Annotated in this window: 17 protein-coding genes; 9 read left to right on the top strand and 8 right to left on the bottom strand. The window is 36.4% G+C overall.

All coding sequences use genetic code 11. From position 1 onward, the window contains the following. Positions 1-63: 63 nt before the first annotated feature. A complete protein-coding gene (locus tag LK994_RS08800; RefSeq protein WP_229759707.1) occupies positions 64-876 on the bottom strand; it encodes an alpha/beta hydrolase in 813 nt (270 codons plus the stop codon). Positions 877-1,012: 136 nt separating this feature from the next. On the opposite strand from LK994_RS08800, the gene LK994_RS08795 reads away from it, so the two are divergent. The 6 genes from LK994_RS08795 to LK994_RS08770 all read left to right on the top strand — a co-directional run bounded on the left by LK994_RS08795 (position 1,013) and on the right by LK994_RS08770 (position 6,981). After that, complete coding sequence (locus LK994_RS08795; RefSeq protein ID WP_229759706.1) at positions 1,013-1,963, top strand: ATP-grasp domain-containing protein; 951 nt, start codon at positions 1,013-1,015, stop codon at positions 1,961-1,963. A 123-nt stretch (positions 1,964-2,086) separates the two neighbouring features. Further along, positions 2,087-3,199, top strand: coding sequence for a carboxylate-amine ligase (locus LK994_RS08790; protein ID WP_229759705.1), 1,113 nt, complete (start codon positions 2,087-2,089; stop codon positions 3,197-3,199). 41 nt (positions 3,200-3,240) lie between these two features. Beyond that, positions 3,241-4,080 carry a type 1 glutamine amidotransferase gene (locus tag LK994_RS08785; protein ID WP_229759704.1) on the top strand — a complete coding sequence of 280 codons (840 nt, stop codon included), beginning with the start codon at positions 3,241-3,243 and terminating at the stop codon, positions 4,078-4,080. Positions 4,081-4,092: 12 nt separating this feature from the next. Then, positions 4,093-5,286 carry a hypothetical protein gene (locus tag LK994_RS08780; protein ID WP_229759703.1) on the top strand — a complete coding sequence of 398 codons (1,194 nt, stop codon included), beginning with the start codon at positions 4,093-4,095 and terminating at the stop codon, positions 5,284-5,286. Between the two features lie 30 nt (positions 5,287-5,316). Beyond that, positions 5,317-6,309, top strand: a complete 993-nt coding sequence (locus LK994_RS08775) for a hypothetical protein (protein ID WP_229759702.1) — start codon at positions 5,317-5,319, stop codon at positions 6,307-6,309. Positions 6,310-6,315: 6 nt separating this feature from the next. Further along, on the top strand, positions 6,316-6,981 hold the full coding sequence (locus LK994_RS08770) for a Rossmann-fold NAD(P)-binding domain-containing protein (protein WP_229759701.1): 666 nt from the start codon (positions 6,316-6,318) through the stop codon (positions 6,979-6,981). 53 nt (positions 6,982-7,034) lie between these two features. Here LK994_RS08770 and pnp read toward each other — a convergent pair whose 3' ends face one another. The 5 genes from pnp to LK994_RS08745 form a co-directional block, all read right to left on the bottom strand. Then, positions 7,035-9,188: a polyribonucleotide nucleotidyltransferase gene (gene pnp / locus LK994_RS08765; RefSeq protein WP_229759700.1), complete on the bottom strand. Its 2,154-nt coding sequence runs from the start codon at positions 9,186-9,188 to the stop codon at positions 7,035-7,037. 132 nt (positions 9,189-9,320) lie between these two features. Beyond that, positions 9,321-9,593: a 30S ribosomal protein S15 gene (gene rpsO, locus LK994_RS08760; RefSeq protein ID WP_229759699.1), complete on the bottom strand. Its 273-nt coding sequence runs from the start codon at positions 9,591-9,593 to the stop codon at positions 9,321-9,323. Positions 9,594-9,741: 148 nt separating this feature from the next. Continuing rightward, entirely contained in the window at positions 9,742-10,260 is a 519-nt protein-coding gene (locus LK994_RS08755; RefSeq protein ID WP_229759698.1) for a hypothetical protein, read from the bottom strand. 26 nt (positions 10,261-10,286) lie between these two features. Next, positions 10,287-10,874, bottom strand: a complete 588-nt coding sequence (locus LK994_RS08750; protein ID WP_229759697.1) for a hypothetical protein — start codon at positions 10,872-10,874, stop codon at positions 10,287-10,289. Between the two features lie 26 nt (positions 10,875-10,900). Continuing rightward, positions 10,901-11,404, bottom strand: coding sequence for a hypothetical protein (locus LK994_RS08745; protein WP_229759696.1), 504 nt, complete (start codon positions 11,402-11,404; stop codon positions 10,901-10,903). 111 nt (positions 11,405-11,515) lie between these two features. On the opposite strand from LK994_RS08745, the gene LK994_RS08740 reads away from it, so the two are divergent. From LK994_RS08740 to LK994_RS08730, 3 genes are read left to right on the top strand one after another with little or no spacing between them, the layout of a single operon-like run. Next, positions 11,516-12,508 (top strand): Gfo/Idh/MocA family protein, encoded by a 993-nt coding sequence (locus LK994_RS08740; RefSeq protein WP_229759695.1) that lies wholly within the window; start codon positions 11,516-11,518, stop codon positions 12,506-12,508. Beyond that, the gene (locus LK994_RS08735) at positions 12,501-13,592 is read left to right on the top strand and encodes a glycosyltransferase (protein ID WP_229759694.1); all 1,092 of its coding nucleotides are present in this window, start codon (positions 12,501-12,503) and stop codon (positions 13,590-13,592) included. The genes LK994_RS08740 and LK994_RS08735 overlap by 8 nt, the downstream gene beginning before the upstream one ends. Beyond that, positions 13,585-14,694, top strand: coding sequence for a glycosyltransferase (locus LK994_RS08730; protein WP_229759693.1), 1,110 nt, complete (start codon positions 13,585-13,587; stop codon positions 14,692-14,694). The genes LK994_RS08735 and LK994_RS08730 overlap by 8 nt, the downstream gene beginning before the upstream one ends. Here LK994_RS08730 and LK994_RS08725 read toward each other — a convergent pair whose 3' ends face one another. Both LK994_RS08725 and LK994_RS08720 read right to left on the bottom strand, forming a co-directional pair. Then, a complete protein-coding gene (locus LK994_RS08725) occupies positions 14,695-15,381 on the bottom strand; it encodes a cell division ATP-binding protein FtsE (protein ID WP_229759692.1) in 687 nt (228 codons plus the stop codon). Between the two features lie 61 nt (positions 15,382-15,442). Next, positions 15,443-16,606, bottom strand: coding sequence for an AIR synthase related protein (locus tag LK994_RS08720; RefSeq protein ID WP_229759691.1), 1,164 nt, complete (start codon positions 16,604-16,606; stop codon positions 15,443-15,445). Positions 16,607-16,654 lie beyond the last annotated feature (48 nt).

The following is a 16,654-nucleotide window of genomic DNA, read 5'->3' as shown; positions in this document are numbered from 1 at the left end:
ACCAAATAAAAAAACCTCTGCAAATGCAGAGGTTTTTTTATTCATTGAATAATTTATTTATCTCTATTTGCCCCATCCCCATTGTAAAAATTCCGGGAAAGCTCTTGCCCAGGTAGATACATCATGTTTGCCATCCTGCAACTCCAGGTATCTTATTTGAGCGGATCTATCATATCCCTTTTTTTCAAGTTCATCAATTAAACCGATGGTATCATCTATCGTATCAATGATACCGTTATTATTTCTATCTGCTGTTTCGTCTAATGTACCTACTTCAAAAAAGAAATTAAGCCACGGGGCAAAATTGCCTTCCCGTATCTGCCTGTGCATGATCCGGTCAGTTTCTTCATTAAAATCCGGTGCTTCTGCAGATCGGTCTCTCCACCAAAGAGAGCCACTGAATACGCCAACCTTTGTAAACTCTTCGGAATTTTTCCACGCAATATCCAAAGCAGACAAGCCTCCTAAAGAAAACCCGGCGAACGACTTTTCCTTGAATGATCTTATAGAATATTTCTTTCTGATGAAAGGCAATAATTCTTCGAAAATAAAACGAGTATACAAAGCTGCTTTTGCACCCAGTCCCTGATAATCCAAAACCCCTGCAGTACCATATTCATTTTTCCTATCAGCACTGCAATGTATGCCTACACAAAATATTGGCTCTATTGTTCTCTGTGTGTATAAAGATTCCAGCATGTGGTTAAAATCCATTTTCACCAGGTCTTGCCCATCATTGATCAACAATAAACTCATTCCTTCAGACAGCGTTTTTCCAACAGGAAGAAAACAATCAACCTTCACCTCTCTTTGCAAAAACACAGAGGTCAATAAATGATTCTCTACCCTGCTATTGCTCATTTTTTCTATTACCATAATCGTCAAAAATAAGAAAAGTAAAATTAGCACAGCCTGAAAGCCAAGATTTGAATGATAAACATAATTTGTTTAATCCCTTTTAAAAAAATATATTTGGTAGGATATACAGACAGCTCTCACTAAAATTAAGCGTATGAAAAAAATTGGCATTTTATTTGGCAAGGAACGAACTTTCCCTGAGGCATTTGTTGAAAGAATTAACAGTAAAAAAATTAAAGGAATAAAAGCAGAACCTGTACACATTGAAAAAGTAATGCAGGGCGAAGATTGTGGTTATACAGTGATAGTAGATCGTATATCACAGGATGTGCCCTTTTACAGGGCATTTTTAAAAAATGCAGCATTATGTGGCACGGCGGTGATCAACAATCCGTTTTGGTGGAGTGCTGATGAGAAGTTTTTCAATAATTGTTTAATGACAAAAATTGGGGTCGCAGTTCCAAAAACAGTTATTCTTCCATCGTATGAATTACCTACCGATACTGCTCATGAATCTTTTTCAAATCTTTCTTACCCTTTAGATTGGGGAAGTATCTTTAACTATGTAGGGTTTCCTGCATATATGAAACCATTTGCCGGAGGCGGATGGAAAAACGTGTACAAATTAACTGACCGGGAAGATTTTTTTACAAAACACGCCGAGACAGGCGAATTGGTAATGATGCTTCAGGAAGAAATTATTTTTGAAGAATACTATCGTTGTTATTGCATTGGCGGAAAACATGTACGCATAATGAGTTACGAACCTCGTAATCCTCATCATCTTCGTTATGTTGCAGATTTTAAGCCATCTAAAGAAAAAATAAAAATGATGACCGATATCGTTTTAAAAATTAACGAATACCTCGGCTATGATTTTAATACGGTAGAATTAGCGTTAAGAGATGGCGTGCCATATGCCATCGATTTTTGCAACCCTGCCCCGGATGCAGATCTGGCCAGCGTTGGCGAAGAAAATTTTGAATGGGTAGTAGAAACAGCTGCAACCTACGCAATTGAAAAAGCGAAAGAACATAAAGCAGGAAAAGATAATTTAACCTGGGGAGAATATCTTAGGAAGAGTATTAACAAAGGATCATTATAAAGAATTTACGAATTACGATTTGGGATTTACAATTTTATTTGAATTTTTAAAGTCTTCCTTTAAAATAAGCTCTAGCATCTCAAAAGAAATTGCAAATCTTAAATCCAAAAATTTCAAATAATCATGGCTAATATTTCATATAAAAATTTTACCCTCGGCGTAGAAGAAGAATACATGGTAATAGACCCTGTAACGAGAGAGCTAAAAAGTCATGAACAAAAAATTGTACAGGAAGGTCAAAAAGTGATCAAGGATAAAGTGAAAGCAGAAATGCACCAGGCTGTTGTTGAAGTGGGCACAGATATCTGTCAGAACGTTGATGAGGCTTTTGTTGATGTTGCTACATTACGAAAAACAATTAGCGGCATTGCAGAAAACCTGGGATTAAAAGTTGGAGCATCTGGTACACATCCATTCAGCCATTGGGAAAGCCAACTGATCACCGACCATGCCCGTTACAGTGAAATAGTAAACGAATTGCAGGAAGCTGCCAGAAGTAATTTAATTTTTGGTCTGCATGTGCATGTGGGCATGGAAACCAGGGAAATGGCCATCCATATTGCCAATGCAGCCAGATATTTTCTCCCCCATATTTATGCACTAAGCACCAACTCCCCTTTTTGGGAAGGTAGAAAAACAGGCTATAAAAGTTTTAGAAGTAAAGTATTTGACAAATTCCCTCGTACCGGCATCCCCGATTATTATGAAAGTATTGAAGCCTACGAAAATTATGTAAAGCTATTAGTAAAAACCAATTGCATAGACAATGCCAAAAAAATATGGTGGGACCTTAGAGTACATCCTTTCTTTAATACAGTTGAATATCGTATTTGTGATGTACCGATGACAGTACAGGAAACAATTACTATTGCAGCCTTATTTCAGGCCGTAAGTGCAAAGCTATATAAGCTGAGAATGCAGAATCTTAATTTTATGTCGTACTCACGGGCATTAATAAACGAAAACAAATGGAGAGCAAGCAGATATGGTATTGACGGAAGCCTGATAGATTTTGGAAAAGAAACAGAAGTGAACACCAGGGTACTGATCTATGAACTACTGGAATTCATTGATGATGTAGTACCTCATTTAGGCAGTAAGCATGCCATTAATTATGTACATACTATGCTTGAGCAAGGTACAGGTGCAGACAGGCAACTGAAAGTATACGAAAAAGACAATGACCTTATAGCGGTAACAGATTACATACAAAGCAGCTTTTTAAGCGGCATCTAACCCCGGTATTTGAAACATTAAATAAGTTGTAAATTTGCGCCATGAACAATTCTCCAACCATACGCATAGCTGTTTTAGACCTGTACGAAGGAAAAGCCAATGAAGGCATGCGTTGTATCAGGGAAATACTAAACCAGTTTAGTGACAGTAATAACCTTGATGTTGTTTGGAATGAATTTGATGTTCGATTGAAAAATGAAGTTCCCGATTTTTCTTATGATATATTTATTTCCAGCGGTGGCCCCGGCAGCCCTTTAGAAAGTAAAGGCAGCGAATGGGAGAATACTTATTTTGATTGGTTGGGTAAAGTTGAACAGTGGAATAATGACAATGTAGCTTTTCAAAAAAAACATGTCTTTTTTATCTGCCATTCTTTTCAGCTAGCCTGCAGGTATTTTAATATCGGCAATGTATGTAAACGCAGAAGCACTGCTTTTGGTGTTTTCCCTGTACACCTGATGATGGATGGAAAAAGAGAGCCGGTTTTTGATGGCATGCCTGATCCTTTTTATTCTGTTGATAGCAGGGATTACCAGGTAATAGAACCTAATTACGAGATCCTTGATCAAACAGGTGCTAAAATTTTAGCGATAGAAAAAGAAAGACCACATATTCCTCTGGAACGGGCCATCATGGCAGTACGGTTTAATCAATTCATGATTGGCACACAATTCCACCCGGAAGCGGATGCAATAGGCATGAGCATGTACCTGCAAACAGAAGAAAAAAAGAAAACTGTAATCGAAAACTACGGATCAGAAAAATGGGAAAGCATGATCGAGCAACTGAACGACCCGGACAAGATCATGTTTACTTATACACACATTCTTCCAAACTTTTTAAATATCGCGGTGCAAAATTTACAAATGGCCGAAATATAAACTTCATATCGGATGCAAAAAGAATTACGAGAACAGTTTAATAAAAATTTTACTGCCGAAAAATATGCCGCTTACTTAGAAAAACTGGATCGGTTTCATCCGGGGGCAATTGAATTCAGAATTGCAGAAACACCTGTTTTTATTCCGAAGGATTTTACAAAAAAAATGCTGCAGGCCTGTGAAGATATCATTGATGTAATTGTGGATGATAAATTTAAACAGCTCACGGAAAATGCCATACCAAAAAAGCTGATCGTGCCAAATGAAAACAACTACAGTGATTTCATCGCATTTGATTTTGGCATTTGTGAAAATGAAAATGGAGAACTTGTACCACAACTAATAGAGATGCAGGGATTCCCTACTCTATTTGCTTTCCAGATCTACCATAGTGAGCTTACGAGAACTTATGCCAATGTGCCTGATAATTACGATAGCTATCTGAATGGTTTTACAAAAGAAAGCTATCTGCAATTTTTAAAAAAGATCATCATTGACAACACTCCTACCGAAAATGTGATCTTGCTGGAGGTATTTCCTGAGAAACAAAAAACAAGAGTTGACTTTTATTTTACAGAAGATATATTGGGCATAAAAACGGTTTGTATTACTAAACTAATTCCTAAAGGAAATAAATTGTTTTATATAAATGATGGCAGAGAGGTTCAAATAAATAAAATATATAACCGTATCATTTTTGATGATTTGCATCAACAAAAAGATATAGGCAAGATAATTGACATTACGCAACCATGGGATGTTGAATGGATACCTCATCCGAATTGGTTTTACAGAATAAGTAAATACACCTTACCACTGATACACAATCCTTATGTACCTAAAACTTATTTTTTACATGAGATAAAGGAGCTACCTAAAGACCTGGAGAATTATGTTTTAAAACCACTCTTTTCTTTTGCCGGAATGGGAGTGGTAATTGATGTTACACTCAGCGATATTGAAAAGATCAACGACCCCGAAAACTGGATACTGCAACACAAAGTAAAATACGCCGATATCATTCAAACCCCCGACGGTGCTGCCAAAGCAGAGATACGCTTATTTTATTTCCGTGATAAGGATTCAAAACGCCCCATAGCTGCACATAACCTGGCAAGACTAAGCAAAGGTAAAATGATCGGCACACGCTATAACCAGGACAAAACATGGGTTGGTGGCAGTATTGCCTTTTTTGAAAAACTATAGTGTATATTTAATCCCTCAAATATTCATCACATGAAAAAGGGATTAGAAAGATTTGATTTTTACTTAAATCAATTGTTGGTTTTAATTGCAAAAGCTTCTAAACAAAAAAATCCTGCATTGTGGCTGTATCAAAACAATGCCCGAACACCCGTATTTATGCTAGAGGGCTTATCCAAACTCTACATCGACATTCATGATAAAAAAAAATTCACGGCCCTTAAGGAGCAATTTAAATTACTGGAAGATGGATTCGGGCAAATTGATTATTATGATGCATTTGCAAAAGAATTTGCGAAGAATAAAAAAATACCCACAGTTGTAACTAACTATCTGCAAGCACAAACTCGTGAAAAGATCCAGCATTTAAATGAATTATTAATTGAAGAGAACTGGCTAACGCTTGAGAATAATCGTATCAGTAAAATACAAAAAAAACTAAGTAGTGCTGATTGGCTGAAAGAAAAAAAAGATATTATTGCCATCAATAAATTTTATGGAAAAGCTATTTATGAAATAGTTGAATTTGTACATTCAACAAAATTTCATTTTGATAATGTAGAAGCTGATGTGCATGAATTACGCCGAAAACTTCGTTGGTTAAGCATTTATCCACAAGCACTAAGAGGAAGTATTCAACTGGTAAAACCAATACAATCTCCAACACATCTTACAAAATATCTTACCAAAGAGATTACCTCATCTCCGTTTAATACTATGCCAGATGCAGGTGACAACAACTGTTTTTTATTATTGAATCAACATTATTTTTATGCGTTAAGCTGGATGATCGCTGAACTGGGAAAAATAAAAGACAACGGTCTACGTGTTATAGCCATCAAAGAAGCTTTGCAACAAACCTCCCCTATTACCGAAGCCGAAGCGTATAAAAAGGCTTATCAATTTTTAGGAACAAAACAACCAAAACTGCAAACGTTGCTGGATAATGCCGAGACAATTTGTAAAACTTATTTTACCGAAATGAATCTAGAGCATCTTGTTACTGGCATAAGAGAAACAAATTAAAGTGACATGAATACACAAACACTAAAAATAATTCTTACCGGCGCTACGGGCATGGTAGGCGAAGGTGTGCTACACGAATGTTTGCTACACAGTGATGTTGAACGGGTGCTTGTTATCAATCGAAAGCCCTGCGGAGTATCGCACCCAAAATTAAAAGAGATCATACATTCTGATTTTTTTGATCTGTCGCCGATTGAACACGAATTGGTTGGTTATAATACAAGCCTTTTTTGCTCAGGTGTATCATCAGTAGGCATGGACGAGCACAACTATTATAAACTAACCTACACGTTAACTATGTATGTGGCTCAAACACTGTCAAGACTCAATGATGGCATGACCTTTTGCTACATTTCGGGAGCTGCAACAGACAAAAAGGGAAGAATGATGTGGGCAAGGGTAAAAGGCAAAACAGAAAATGATCTGATGAAACTTCCATTTAAAAATGTATATAATTTCAGGCCGGGTATTTTACAACCAACCAAAGGTTTGAAAAACACTTTACGTTACTACAAATATGTTGGGTGGCTTCTTCCTATAATAAAAATATTGGCTCCCAAAACCATCTCTTCTTTAAAAGAATTGGGTATAGCAATGATCAACGCTGCATCAAAGGGGTATGCAAAACATATCATTGAAGTGAGTGATATACATCTATTATCAAAGCAATAAAAAAGAGTCCCGAAAAATTCGGGACTCTTTTACTTCATTTATAAAAATAAATATTAATTATTCGTTGGTGCGTCACCTTGTGGTTTTGGTTGCGCCTCTGGTTTTGGCATCAACGCCTTACGGCTCAATTTGAATTTACCCGTACGTGGATCAATGTCTAATAATTTCACTTTTACTTTATCCCCTTCTTTAAAGATACCGTCCATTGTTTCCAGGCGTTTCCAGCTAATTTCACTGATATGTAACAAGCCTTCTTTCTTCGGTAAGAACTCTACAAAAGCACCAAATTCTTTAATGCTTTTTACAGTCCCTTCGTAAGTATCACCAACTACAGGAACAGCAACCAATCCTTTGATCCAAGCTACTGCTTTATCCAAGCTATCTTTAGATGCAGAGAAAACGCTTACTTCACCCTGGTTATTTACTTCTTCGATATTGATGGTAGCACCGGTCTCTCTTTGCATTTCCTGGATCACTTTACCACCTGGCCCTATCACTGCGCCGATATATTCTTTATCGATGGTTAATTTAACCATACGAGGCGCATGTGGTTTCACATCATCTCTGTGTGCAGGTATTGCTTCATACATTGCATCCAGGATATGTAAACGGCCTTTACGAGCTTGAGCCAATGCCTGACGCATAATGTCCATACTCAAACCATCTACTTTAATATCCATTTGCACACCGCAAATACCATCACGAGTACCGGTCACTTTAAAATCCATATCACCTAAATGATCTTCATCACCTAAGATATCAGTCAATACAGCAAATTTTCCTTCTTTAGTGATCAAGCCCATAGCTACACCACTAACATGTTTTTTAATAGGCACCCCTGCATCCATTAATGCCAGTGAACCGGCACAAACGGTAGCCATAGACGAAGAACCATTTGATTCTAAGATATCACTTACTACACGTACAACATAAGGATAATCACTTCCCGGCATCATCTGTTTCAATGAACGCATAGCAAGGTTACCATGTCCAACTTCTCTACGACCAACACCTCTCATCATTTTAACTTCACCAGTACTGAATGGAGGGAAATTATAATGCAGGATGAATTTAGTATAATCAGATTTATATGCACTTTCAACCAATAATTCATCTAATGCAGAACCAAAAGTTACTGTAGTCAATGATTGTGTCTCCCCTCTAGTAAATAATGCAGATCCGTGAGGTGTAGGTAAGATATTTGTTTCCATATTCAATTGACGGATATCTTCTGTACCACGACCATCCAAACGTTTTCTGTCGTTTAAGATCATATCTCTTACCACATTGTATTGCAATTCACCGAAATAATGTCCGATCAATGCTTTGTCTTCTGCAGGTAATTCTTCTCCCAAAAATTCTTTTACCGCTTTTTTAAGATTATCAAATGCGTCACTTCTTTCATGCTTTGCAGATGCTGATGAAGAAATTGCATACATTTTATCTTTTGCGAATTCAATGATCTTAGCATTCAACTCTTCATTACGATAAGGTTTAGTGTATTCACGTTTTGCAGTGATACCAACTTTATCTCTCAATTCTGCCTGTGCTTTAATTTGAATACGGATAGCATCATGCGCTAATTCCAATGCTTTAACAAGATCTTCTTCCTGGCATTCTTTTGCTTCACCTTCCACCATCATGATATTCTTTTCGGTAGCAGCAATGATGAATTCAAGATCACACTCAGCTAATTCAGCACGTGTTGGATTGATAATGAACTGGCCATTTTTTCTGGCAATACGAACTTCAGAAATGATTTCCTGGATAGGAATATCTGACACTGCCAATGCAGCTGATGCAGCTAAACAAGCCAATGCATCCGGTAATACTTCTGCATCGCTTGATATCAGGCTAATTAAAACCTGCACATCACATAAATAATCTTCCGGAAATAACGGACGTAGCGCCCTATCAATTAATCTTGATGTAAGAATTTCGTAATCATTTAATCTTGCTTCTCTTTTGAAGAAAGATCCCGGTACTCTACCGGCAGAGGCAAATTTTTCCTGATAATCTACTGACAACGGAAAAAAGTTTTGACCTTCTTTTGGTTCCTTGTTGGCTACTACTGTAGCTAACAATATACAATTACCCTGACGCACTGTTACAGCACCATCTGCCTGACGGGCCATTTTACCTGTTTCTATGGTAACATTTCTACCGCCGCCGATATCAAAAGTTACTGATTTAGTATCTAAACTCATTTTATTATTTATTAGAAATTAAGAAAGGGATAATATGATCATTATCCATTTAGAAAACTTGTAGAAACAAAAATAATTCCCAACTCTAGTGACTATAGTTGGGAATTAAATTATTTAAACATTGTGTGTTGATTATTTACGTAGGCCTAATTTTTCAATTAAACTTCTGTAGCCTGTTAAATCGTGTTTGCTTAGGTAAGTTAATAAACGCTTACGTTGGCCTACCATCATCATCAATCCACGCTGAGAGGAGAAATCTTTTTTGTTAGTCTTAAGATGATTAGAGATATGGTTGATACGTTCAGTTAATAACGCAACCTGTCCTTCTATAGATCCTGTGTTGGTAGCTTTACCACCAAAATTTGCAAAAATGTTTGCTTTTTTTTCAATTGTTAAATACGACATCGCTTCTTTTTTTTAATAACGTCTTTGTTATGCTTTTTATATTTCGGTGCAAAAGTAATATAAAATATTGAATTTGGTGAGGAATATTATTCAATTTTCAATAAAAAAGCCCCCAATCGTGGGGGCCGATATCATATACAATGCTGAATTAGTGCATATGTTTTAGATTAACTCCGTACAAAATCACAAAAACCACCCCGAAAAAGCCCATTATAGCCGACATTCCCACAGCCATAAGGCTACTTCCACCAAATAGCACAAATGGGGTAATAATACCCACTAAAGTACCTGCTATATAGGCATAAAAACCTGTTTTTTTGAGTCCCCACATCAAAATGGCCCCTGCCAAACACAAAATGGCAGTAGCAATTCCAGCAATCGACATTTTTTTCAAATTTTCCGGAGTAAGCACATTTAATACCCCATTCATCATATCCTTAGCAATTTTCCCTCCTGCATCATTGCCTGCAGCAGCTTTTTCCATTTCTGCATTGGTAGATTCCTTTACCATTGATATAGCTGCAGCATTTTTATCTACACTAAAGTATTGCATGGTATTGCTTATTAAGCCCCAGCCACTTCCAATAAAAGTAAGTACACATAATACGGTTAAAAAATTAGGCCTTTTTGCAACAGGCTGATCGTAATTTGTTGATATATCTGTCATAGTTGTATATTTTAGTATATAAAAATTTACTCCATTATTTTCTGATACCGCCAATATAAAAGAATAAAGATCCCCCATGTACTTACAAACGCCACTGAAATAGCATGAGCCAACATTTCGGAAGAACCAAACATAACAAAAAGTGAGATGAGTCCATTTAATGCCAACATGCCCATCGTAATGGTTTGAGAAAACCCATAAAGTAAGAACAGGGTGATACCACTGAGTAAAATGCCGTAGGTATAAAACTTAAATCCCTTTTTATTCAGATTAAACATTCTCAAAGCCCCCATCAGTCCCAGTACTGAACTAATAATAGCAACCAATGCAATGATGTATAATTTCCAGGCTGTAAATGCTTCGGTCATCCTGTCGGCCATATTCATTGCATCCTGAACGGATGTTTTCGAACCCATTTTCTTATAAAAATCGACGCTATAAACTATGTCTTTCATATCATTTACAGATACAACTTGCGCCCGGGCATTAAACAATAATACAATGCCACTCAAAAATCCCCATCCACTGCCTATACACGAAAGAATACATGCAGCAGTGAGAAGATTAGGCCTTTTTGCCTTTTCTTCTAAGGTATTATTTATAGCATCTGCCATTCTTCATTATTCTGATTAAGCGAAAACTAATCCATATTTTTTAGCTGGAATGACAATAGTATAACCAAGAATAGTCCTCCTAATGCAGCAACTATTGAAAGGCCCATTGCAGCAACATTATCTCCAAAAAGAAGGAAGTGTGTAATGATACTAAAAAAGGTTCCTAGAGTAACAGAGTAAAATCCATTTTTTTGTAAACGCCACATCAACACTCCCCCTACTAAAGCCAATACTGAAGAAAGTATTCCTCCGATTGAAAATTTTTCGTAATTCTCTACGGTTAAATTAGCGATGTTGATAGGGGTATTTATTGCAGCTTCTTTTGCACTGCCAAAAGACAATACATTTTTTAATTGTGTTTTTGATTTTCCGGACTTGATGTAATCTACTACTTCTTCGGATTTAAAATACCCTCTGGCGTTTTGTATAATTCCACCTATGCTTCCAAGAAAAACAATAATACATAAGATTGATAAGAAAAGGGGGCGGTGAGTATGAAGTTGTTCTTCATTTTGTAGTTCTTCAGGCATCGTTAGTTAGTTTAGTTAGATAAGATTACGGATTTTTTTTAAATTACAGCCATAGTTTATTAACATTTTTTTCCTACTTACTTATTTATCAGCCATATTTGCTGTTATTATATGCCTAAAAAAAATATAGCGATAGTGGGTTGCGGACGGATCGGACAACGTCATGCTGAACAAATTGCTGCGGTAGGAACGCTGAAAGCAGTATGCGATATTATTCCTGAGAAAGCCTACAAACTCAGCAGCATCCATCAGTGTAACGCATATCTCTCCATCGAAGACCTGTTAAATGCAGAGAAAAATATCGATGTTATAAGCATTTGTACACCTAATGGCCTGCATGCCCTGCATGCCATAAAAGCTTTAGAGTCTGGTGTAAATGTATTATGTGAAAAACCTTTGTGTATAAAGGTAGACGATGGTAAAAAAATGATAGCCGCCGCCGCCAGATCAGGCAAAAAATTATTTGTAGTAAAACAAAACAGATATAACCCTCCTGTAGAATTTCTGAAAAAAATAATTACTGAAAATAAATTAGGTAAGATATACAGCTTTCAGATCAATTGTTTTTGGAACAGACCTGAGGAATATTATACTGATTGGAAAGGCACAAAAACGTTGGATGGGGGAACACTATTTACTCAATTCAGTCATTTTATAGATCTATTATACTGGTTGTTAGGAGATGTAAGAGAAGTAAAAAAGATCACACAAAATTTTGCCCACCCATCAATAGAATTTGAAGATACAGGTGCTGTTATTTTCGCTATGGCAAATGGAAGCATCGGCACATTGAATTATACGGTGAATAGTTTTGACAAAAACATGGAAGGTTCATTTACAGTATTTGCAGAAAAAGGTACTTTAAAGATAGGAGGTGAATATTTGAATGAGTTGGAATATTTTAAAGTACAGGATATAGATAAACCAAATTTACCCAAAGGCAATTTGGCAAATGGATATGGATTTTACAAAGGAAGCATGAGCAACCATGATAAAGTTTACCAGAACCTTATTATAGCTTTAGACAATCCACAACATGATTTTGCCAGTGCCGAAGAAGGATTGAAGACTGTTGAGATAATTGAAAAAATTTACAGTGAGTAAGAAAATAATTTTTACTGTTACCACAGACCTGAATTATGATCAAAGAATGATCCGCATTTGCACCTCACTAGCAAATGCAGGCTATGACATTTTATTGGTGGGCAGAAGGCTAAATAGCTCAATACCCTTACTGGAAAACAGTTTTAAACAAAAAAGAATTAAGTGTTTTTTTGAAAAAGGAAAAGCATTTTATGTTGAATACAATATCAGGCTTTTCTTTTATCTACTGTTACAAAAGATGGACTGCATTTGTGCCATCGACCTGGATACTATACTCCCCTGCTATTTTATTTCTATCATAAAAAAAACAAAAAGAGTGTACGATGCTCATGAATTATTTTGTGAGATGAAAGAGATCGCTACCCGACCAGCTGTTTATAAATTCTGGAAACGTATCGAAAGATTCTGTGTACCGAAATTCCCGAAAGGGTACACCGTTAATCAACCCATTGCCGATGAATTTAAAAAAATGTACGGAGTGGATTATGGAGTGATCAGAAATATTGCTGTATTAAGACAGCTCATTGTGCAACAAAAAAAAGAGAAATTTATTTTATACCAAGGTGCAGTAAATGAAGGAAGAAGTTTTGAAACATTGATCCCTGCAATGGCGCATGTAAACAGTCAATTGATCATTTGTGGTGATGGGAATTTTATGGGTCATGCCAAAGCTTTGGTAAAAAAAAATGGCCTCGAATCAAAAGTTATTTTTAAAGGAAAGATCACACCGAATGAATTAAGATCCATTACACAACAGGCGTATATTGGTGTTACATTATTTGATGACAGAGGCTTAAGCAATTATTATTCGCTCGCCAACCGTTTTTTTGATTACCTGCATGCAGGCATTCCGCAACTTTGTGTTAATTACCCGGTTTACCGAGAAATCAATCAAAGCAATCCTTTTGCTGTATTGGTCGACGACATCAGTGCAGAAAATCTTGCGGTTCAATTGAACAATTTATTGAATGATGACGTTTTGTATAATAGGCTTCGGGAGAATTGTGTACTGGCAAGAGAACATTATAACTGGCAACAGGAAGAAATTAAATTAATCGCATTTTATACTTCAATTTTTGGATAAGCATTTACATATTATTACACATGATATTCCCTATCCTGCCGACTTTGGCGGCGTGATCGACTTGTTTTACAAAATTAAGACATTACATCAGCTTGGCATAAAAATTCATTTGCATTGTTTTCAAAATAAACGTCCTCAGCAGGAGGAGTTGAATAAATATTGTGCATCGGTCAATTATTATCAAAGAACAAAACGTATCAGTTTTCGATTACCTTTTATTGTCAGCAGCCGACAATCGCCTGAATTAATTGAGCGTTTATCAAAAGACACTTATCCGGTTTTAATTGAAGGCATTCATTGTAGCTATCCTCTTTATAACAACCAGTTTACAAACAGAAAAGTATTACTCCGATTACATAATGCAGAGTTCGAATACTACCATCATCTTGCCATACATGAAAAAAATATATTCCGAAAAATATATTTTACTGTAGAAAGCTATTTGCTTAAAAAATATGAAAATGCTGTTTCCGCAAAGGCAGCAATTAGTGCAGTAAGTCAACAGGATGTTACTTTATACAAACAGTTGTTTGGCATTACAAACATCGAATACCTTCCGGTTTTTTTACCCTATACAACGGTAACGGGTCAGCCGGGCAAAGGACATTATTGTTTATATCATGGCAATTTATCCATCAGTGAAAATGAAGAAGCTGCTATTTGGTTATTGCAGAATGTTTTCAATACGCTTGAAATACCATTTGTAATTGCAGGGAAAGATCCTTCTCAAAAACTGGAATTTTTAGCTCATGAACACAAGCACACTTGTTTAGTAGCCAACCCATCAGACAAAGAACTACAGGACATGATAGCTAAAGCTCAAATAAATATATTACCGTCATTTAATAATACAGGAGTTAAATTAAAATTGCTGAACGCACTCTATAATGGCAGACACTGCCTCGTTAATAAGGCCGGGGTTGAGGGGAGTGGCTTAGAAAAACTGTGTGCCGTCGCTGATGATGCTGTTTCAATGAAACAAGCCATCACTGAATTATACAATACACCATTCTCGGAAAGTGGCCATAGGCTAACATTGCTGGAACAACTTCACAACAATGAAAAGAATGCGGCGAAAATTATTGATTTTTTCTGGAGTTGATTATACAGACACGCTGGCATTATCCCACACTTTTCCTAATTCCGTTTTAATTGTTCTTGCAGGAAATTTATTGATCACAATATAATCGTGTGTGGCCATGATGATGGCAGTACCATAATCTCTGCCGATCTGGAAAAGCAATTGCATAATTTCATCACTTGTTTCGGGATCCAAATTTCCAGTGGGCTCATCTGCTAAGATCAGTTTAGGAGAGTTCAACAAAGCTCTTGCAATATCAATTCTTTGTTGTTCACCACCACTCAATTCAAAAGGCATTTTAAAACCCTTTGTTTTTAATCCCACTTTATCCAACACGTCGGCAATTTTTTCATCCATCAGCTTTTCATCTTTCCAGCCGGTAGCTCTTAAAACAAATTTTAAATTATCATTTACATTTCTATCTGTTAATAATTGAAAATCCTGGAATACCACGCCCAGGCTCCTTCGTAAAAAAGGAACTTTTTTCCAATCCAATTCTCTTAGATTATATCCAACTACTGTTCCTTGTCCTTCAGTCAATTCCAGATCACCGTATAATGTTTTAAGTAAACTACTTTTCCCTGTGCCGGTTTTACCCACCAGATACACAAATTCTCCTCTGTTGACAGTGATATTTACATCACTAAGAACAAGTGTGCTACCTTGATAAATGTTTACTTTTCTTAGATCTACAATTACTTCTGACATGAAATTGATATGATTTAGTAGTTTAAGTTTTTACGTTTAAGCAAATTTAACCTTTCCAATTTTAATAAACAATCTCCTCATCTTTTAATTTGATAACTAACTCTTTTTTAACACTTGCCTCTACCCTGCCAATTATCTGTGCATCAATGCCAAACTGCTGAGCTGCAGCGATCATGGTAGCTGCATCTGCAGCAGCACAATATATTTCCAGTCGGCACCCCATATTGAATACTTCATACATTTCTTTGTTGTTACTACCGCTATTTTCTTTGATGATCTTGAAGATCTCGGGAGCTTCAAATAAATTATCTTTTACAATTTTAAATGTATCTGGTAAATACTTCATGCATTTGGTCTGTCCGCCACCACTGCAATGTATCAATCCATGTATTTGATCAAAGTTATTTTCTAATAGCTGCTTTAGCACCGGAGCGTATGTTCTTGTAGGGCTAAGAATCAATTTACCTATTGTATTGTTTGCACCTGCTGCCATATCGGTTAATTTATGTTTCCCGATATATACTACCGCTTCATCCAAACTTGTATTATAACTCTCCTTAAAATTTTCTGCATAAAATTTATTTAATACATCATGCCTTGCACTTGTAAGTCCATTGCTACCAATGCCGCTGTTATACTCAGTTTCGTAGGTTGCCTGACCATAACTTGCCAGCCCTACAATTACATCACCCGCTTTTATTTTTTCATTGCTGATGACCTTATTTTTTGGCCAACGACAGGTCATAGTACCATTCACTGCAACACTTCTTACCACATCTCCAACATCTGCGGTTTCTCCGCCCAAATAATGAATATTAACACCAAAAGTTTTTAATGTATCAAATAATTCCTGAGAGCCATTGATGATCTGTTCCAATACCTCTCCGGGTATCAAATGTTTATTTCTATCAATAGTGGAATTAAATACAATATTATCGTAGATACCAACACATAGCAGATCATCCAGATTCATCACGATAGCGTCTTGTGCTATTCCTTTCCAAACAGATATATCACCTGTTTCTTTCCAATATAAATATGCCAGGATACTTTTTGTACCTGCACCATCTGCATGCATCACATTTATCTGATCAGCATCTCCCCCCAGATAATCGGGATATATTTTGCAAAAGGCATTAGGAAACAAACCTTGATCTAAGTGCTTTGTGGCGGCATGCACCTCTTCTTTTTGGGCAGATACGCCACGTTTATTGTACAGCGACATGAAATAAAAATTGAATTGCAAAAATAAACGTTCAAGAATCAATATTCA

This window comes from Ferruginibacter lapsinanis, from assembly GCF_020783315.1.
Classification (GTDB): domain Bacteria; phylum Bacteroidota; class Bacteroidia; order Chitinophagales; family Chitinophagaceae; genus Ferruginibacter; species Ferruginibacter lapsinanis.
Note: the sequence above shows the minus strand (reverse complement) of the source record. Positions and strands in the feature narration are given on the sequence as shown.

Bases quoted from the DNA above. Each gene is read 5' to 3' on its own strand.
- LK994_RS08800 (WP_229759707.1), bottom strand. From the start codon at position 876: ATGGTAATAGAAAAAATGAGCAATAGCAGGGTAGAGAATCATTTATTG.
- LK994_RS08770 (WP_229759701.1), top strand. From the start codon at position 6,316: ATGAATACACAAACACTAAAAATAATTCTTACCGGCGCTACGGGCATG.
- LK994_RS08720 (WP_229759691.1), bottom strand. From the start codon at position 16,606: ATGTCGCTGTACAATAAACGTGGCGTATCTGCCCAAAAAGAAGAGGTG.
- LK994_RS08785 (WP_229759704.1), top strand. From the start codon at position 3,241: ATGAACAATTCTCCAACCATACGCATAGCTGTTTTAGACCTGTACGAA.
- LK994_RS08740 (WP_229759695.1), top strand. From the start codon at position 11,516: ATGCCTAAAAAAAATATAGCGATAGTGGGTTGCGGACGGATCGGACAA.
- LK994_RS08780 (WP_229759703.1), top strand. From the start codon at position 4,093: ATGCAAAAAGAATTACGAGAACAGTTTAATAAAAATTTTACTGCCGAA.
- LK994_RS08745 (WP_229759696.1), bottom strand. From the start codon at position 11,404: ATGCCTGAAGAACTACAAAATGAAGAACAACTTCATACTCACCGCCCC.
- LK994_RS08755 (WP_229759698.1), bottom strand. From the start codon at position 10,260: ATGACAGATATATCAACAAATTACGATCAGCCTGTTGCAAAAAGGCCT.
- LK994_RS08775 (WP_229759702.1), top strand. From the start codon at position 5,317: ATGAAAAAGGGATTAGAAAGATTTGATTTTTACTTAAATCAATTGTTG.
- LK994_RS08795 (WP_229759706.1), top strand. From the start codon at position 1,013: ATGAAAAAAATTGGCATTTTATTTGGCAAGGAACGAACTTTCCCTGAG.
- pnp (WP_229759700.1), bottom strand. From the start codon at position 9,188: ATGAGTTTAGATACTAAATCAGTAACTTTTGATATCGGCGGCGGTAGA.
- LK994_RS08725 (WP_229759692.1), bottom strand. From the start codon at position 15,381: ATGTCAGAAGTAATTGTAGATCTAAGAAAAGTAAACATTTATCAAGGT.
- rpsO (WP_229759699.1), bottom strand. From the start codon at position 9,593: ATGTCGTATTTAACAATTGAAAAAAAAGCAAACATTTTTGCAAATTTT.
- LK994_RS08750 (WP_229759697.1), bottom strand. From the start codon at position 10,874: ATGGCAGATGCTATAAATAATACCTTAGAAGAAAAGGCAAAAAGGCCT.
- LK994_RS08790 (WP_229759705.1), top strand. From the start codon at position 2,087: ATGGCTAATATTTCATATAAAAATTTTACCCTCGGCGTAGAAGAAGAA.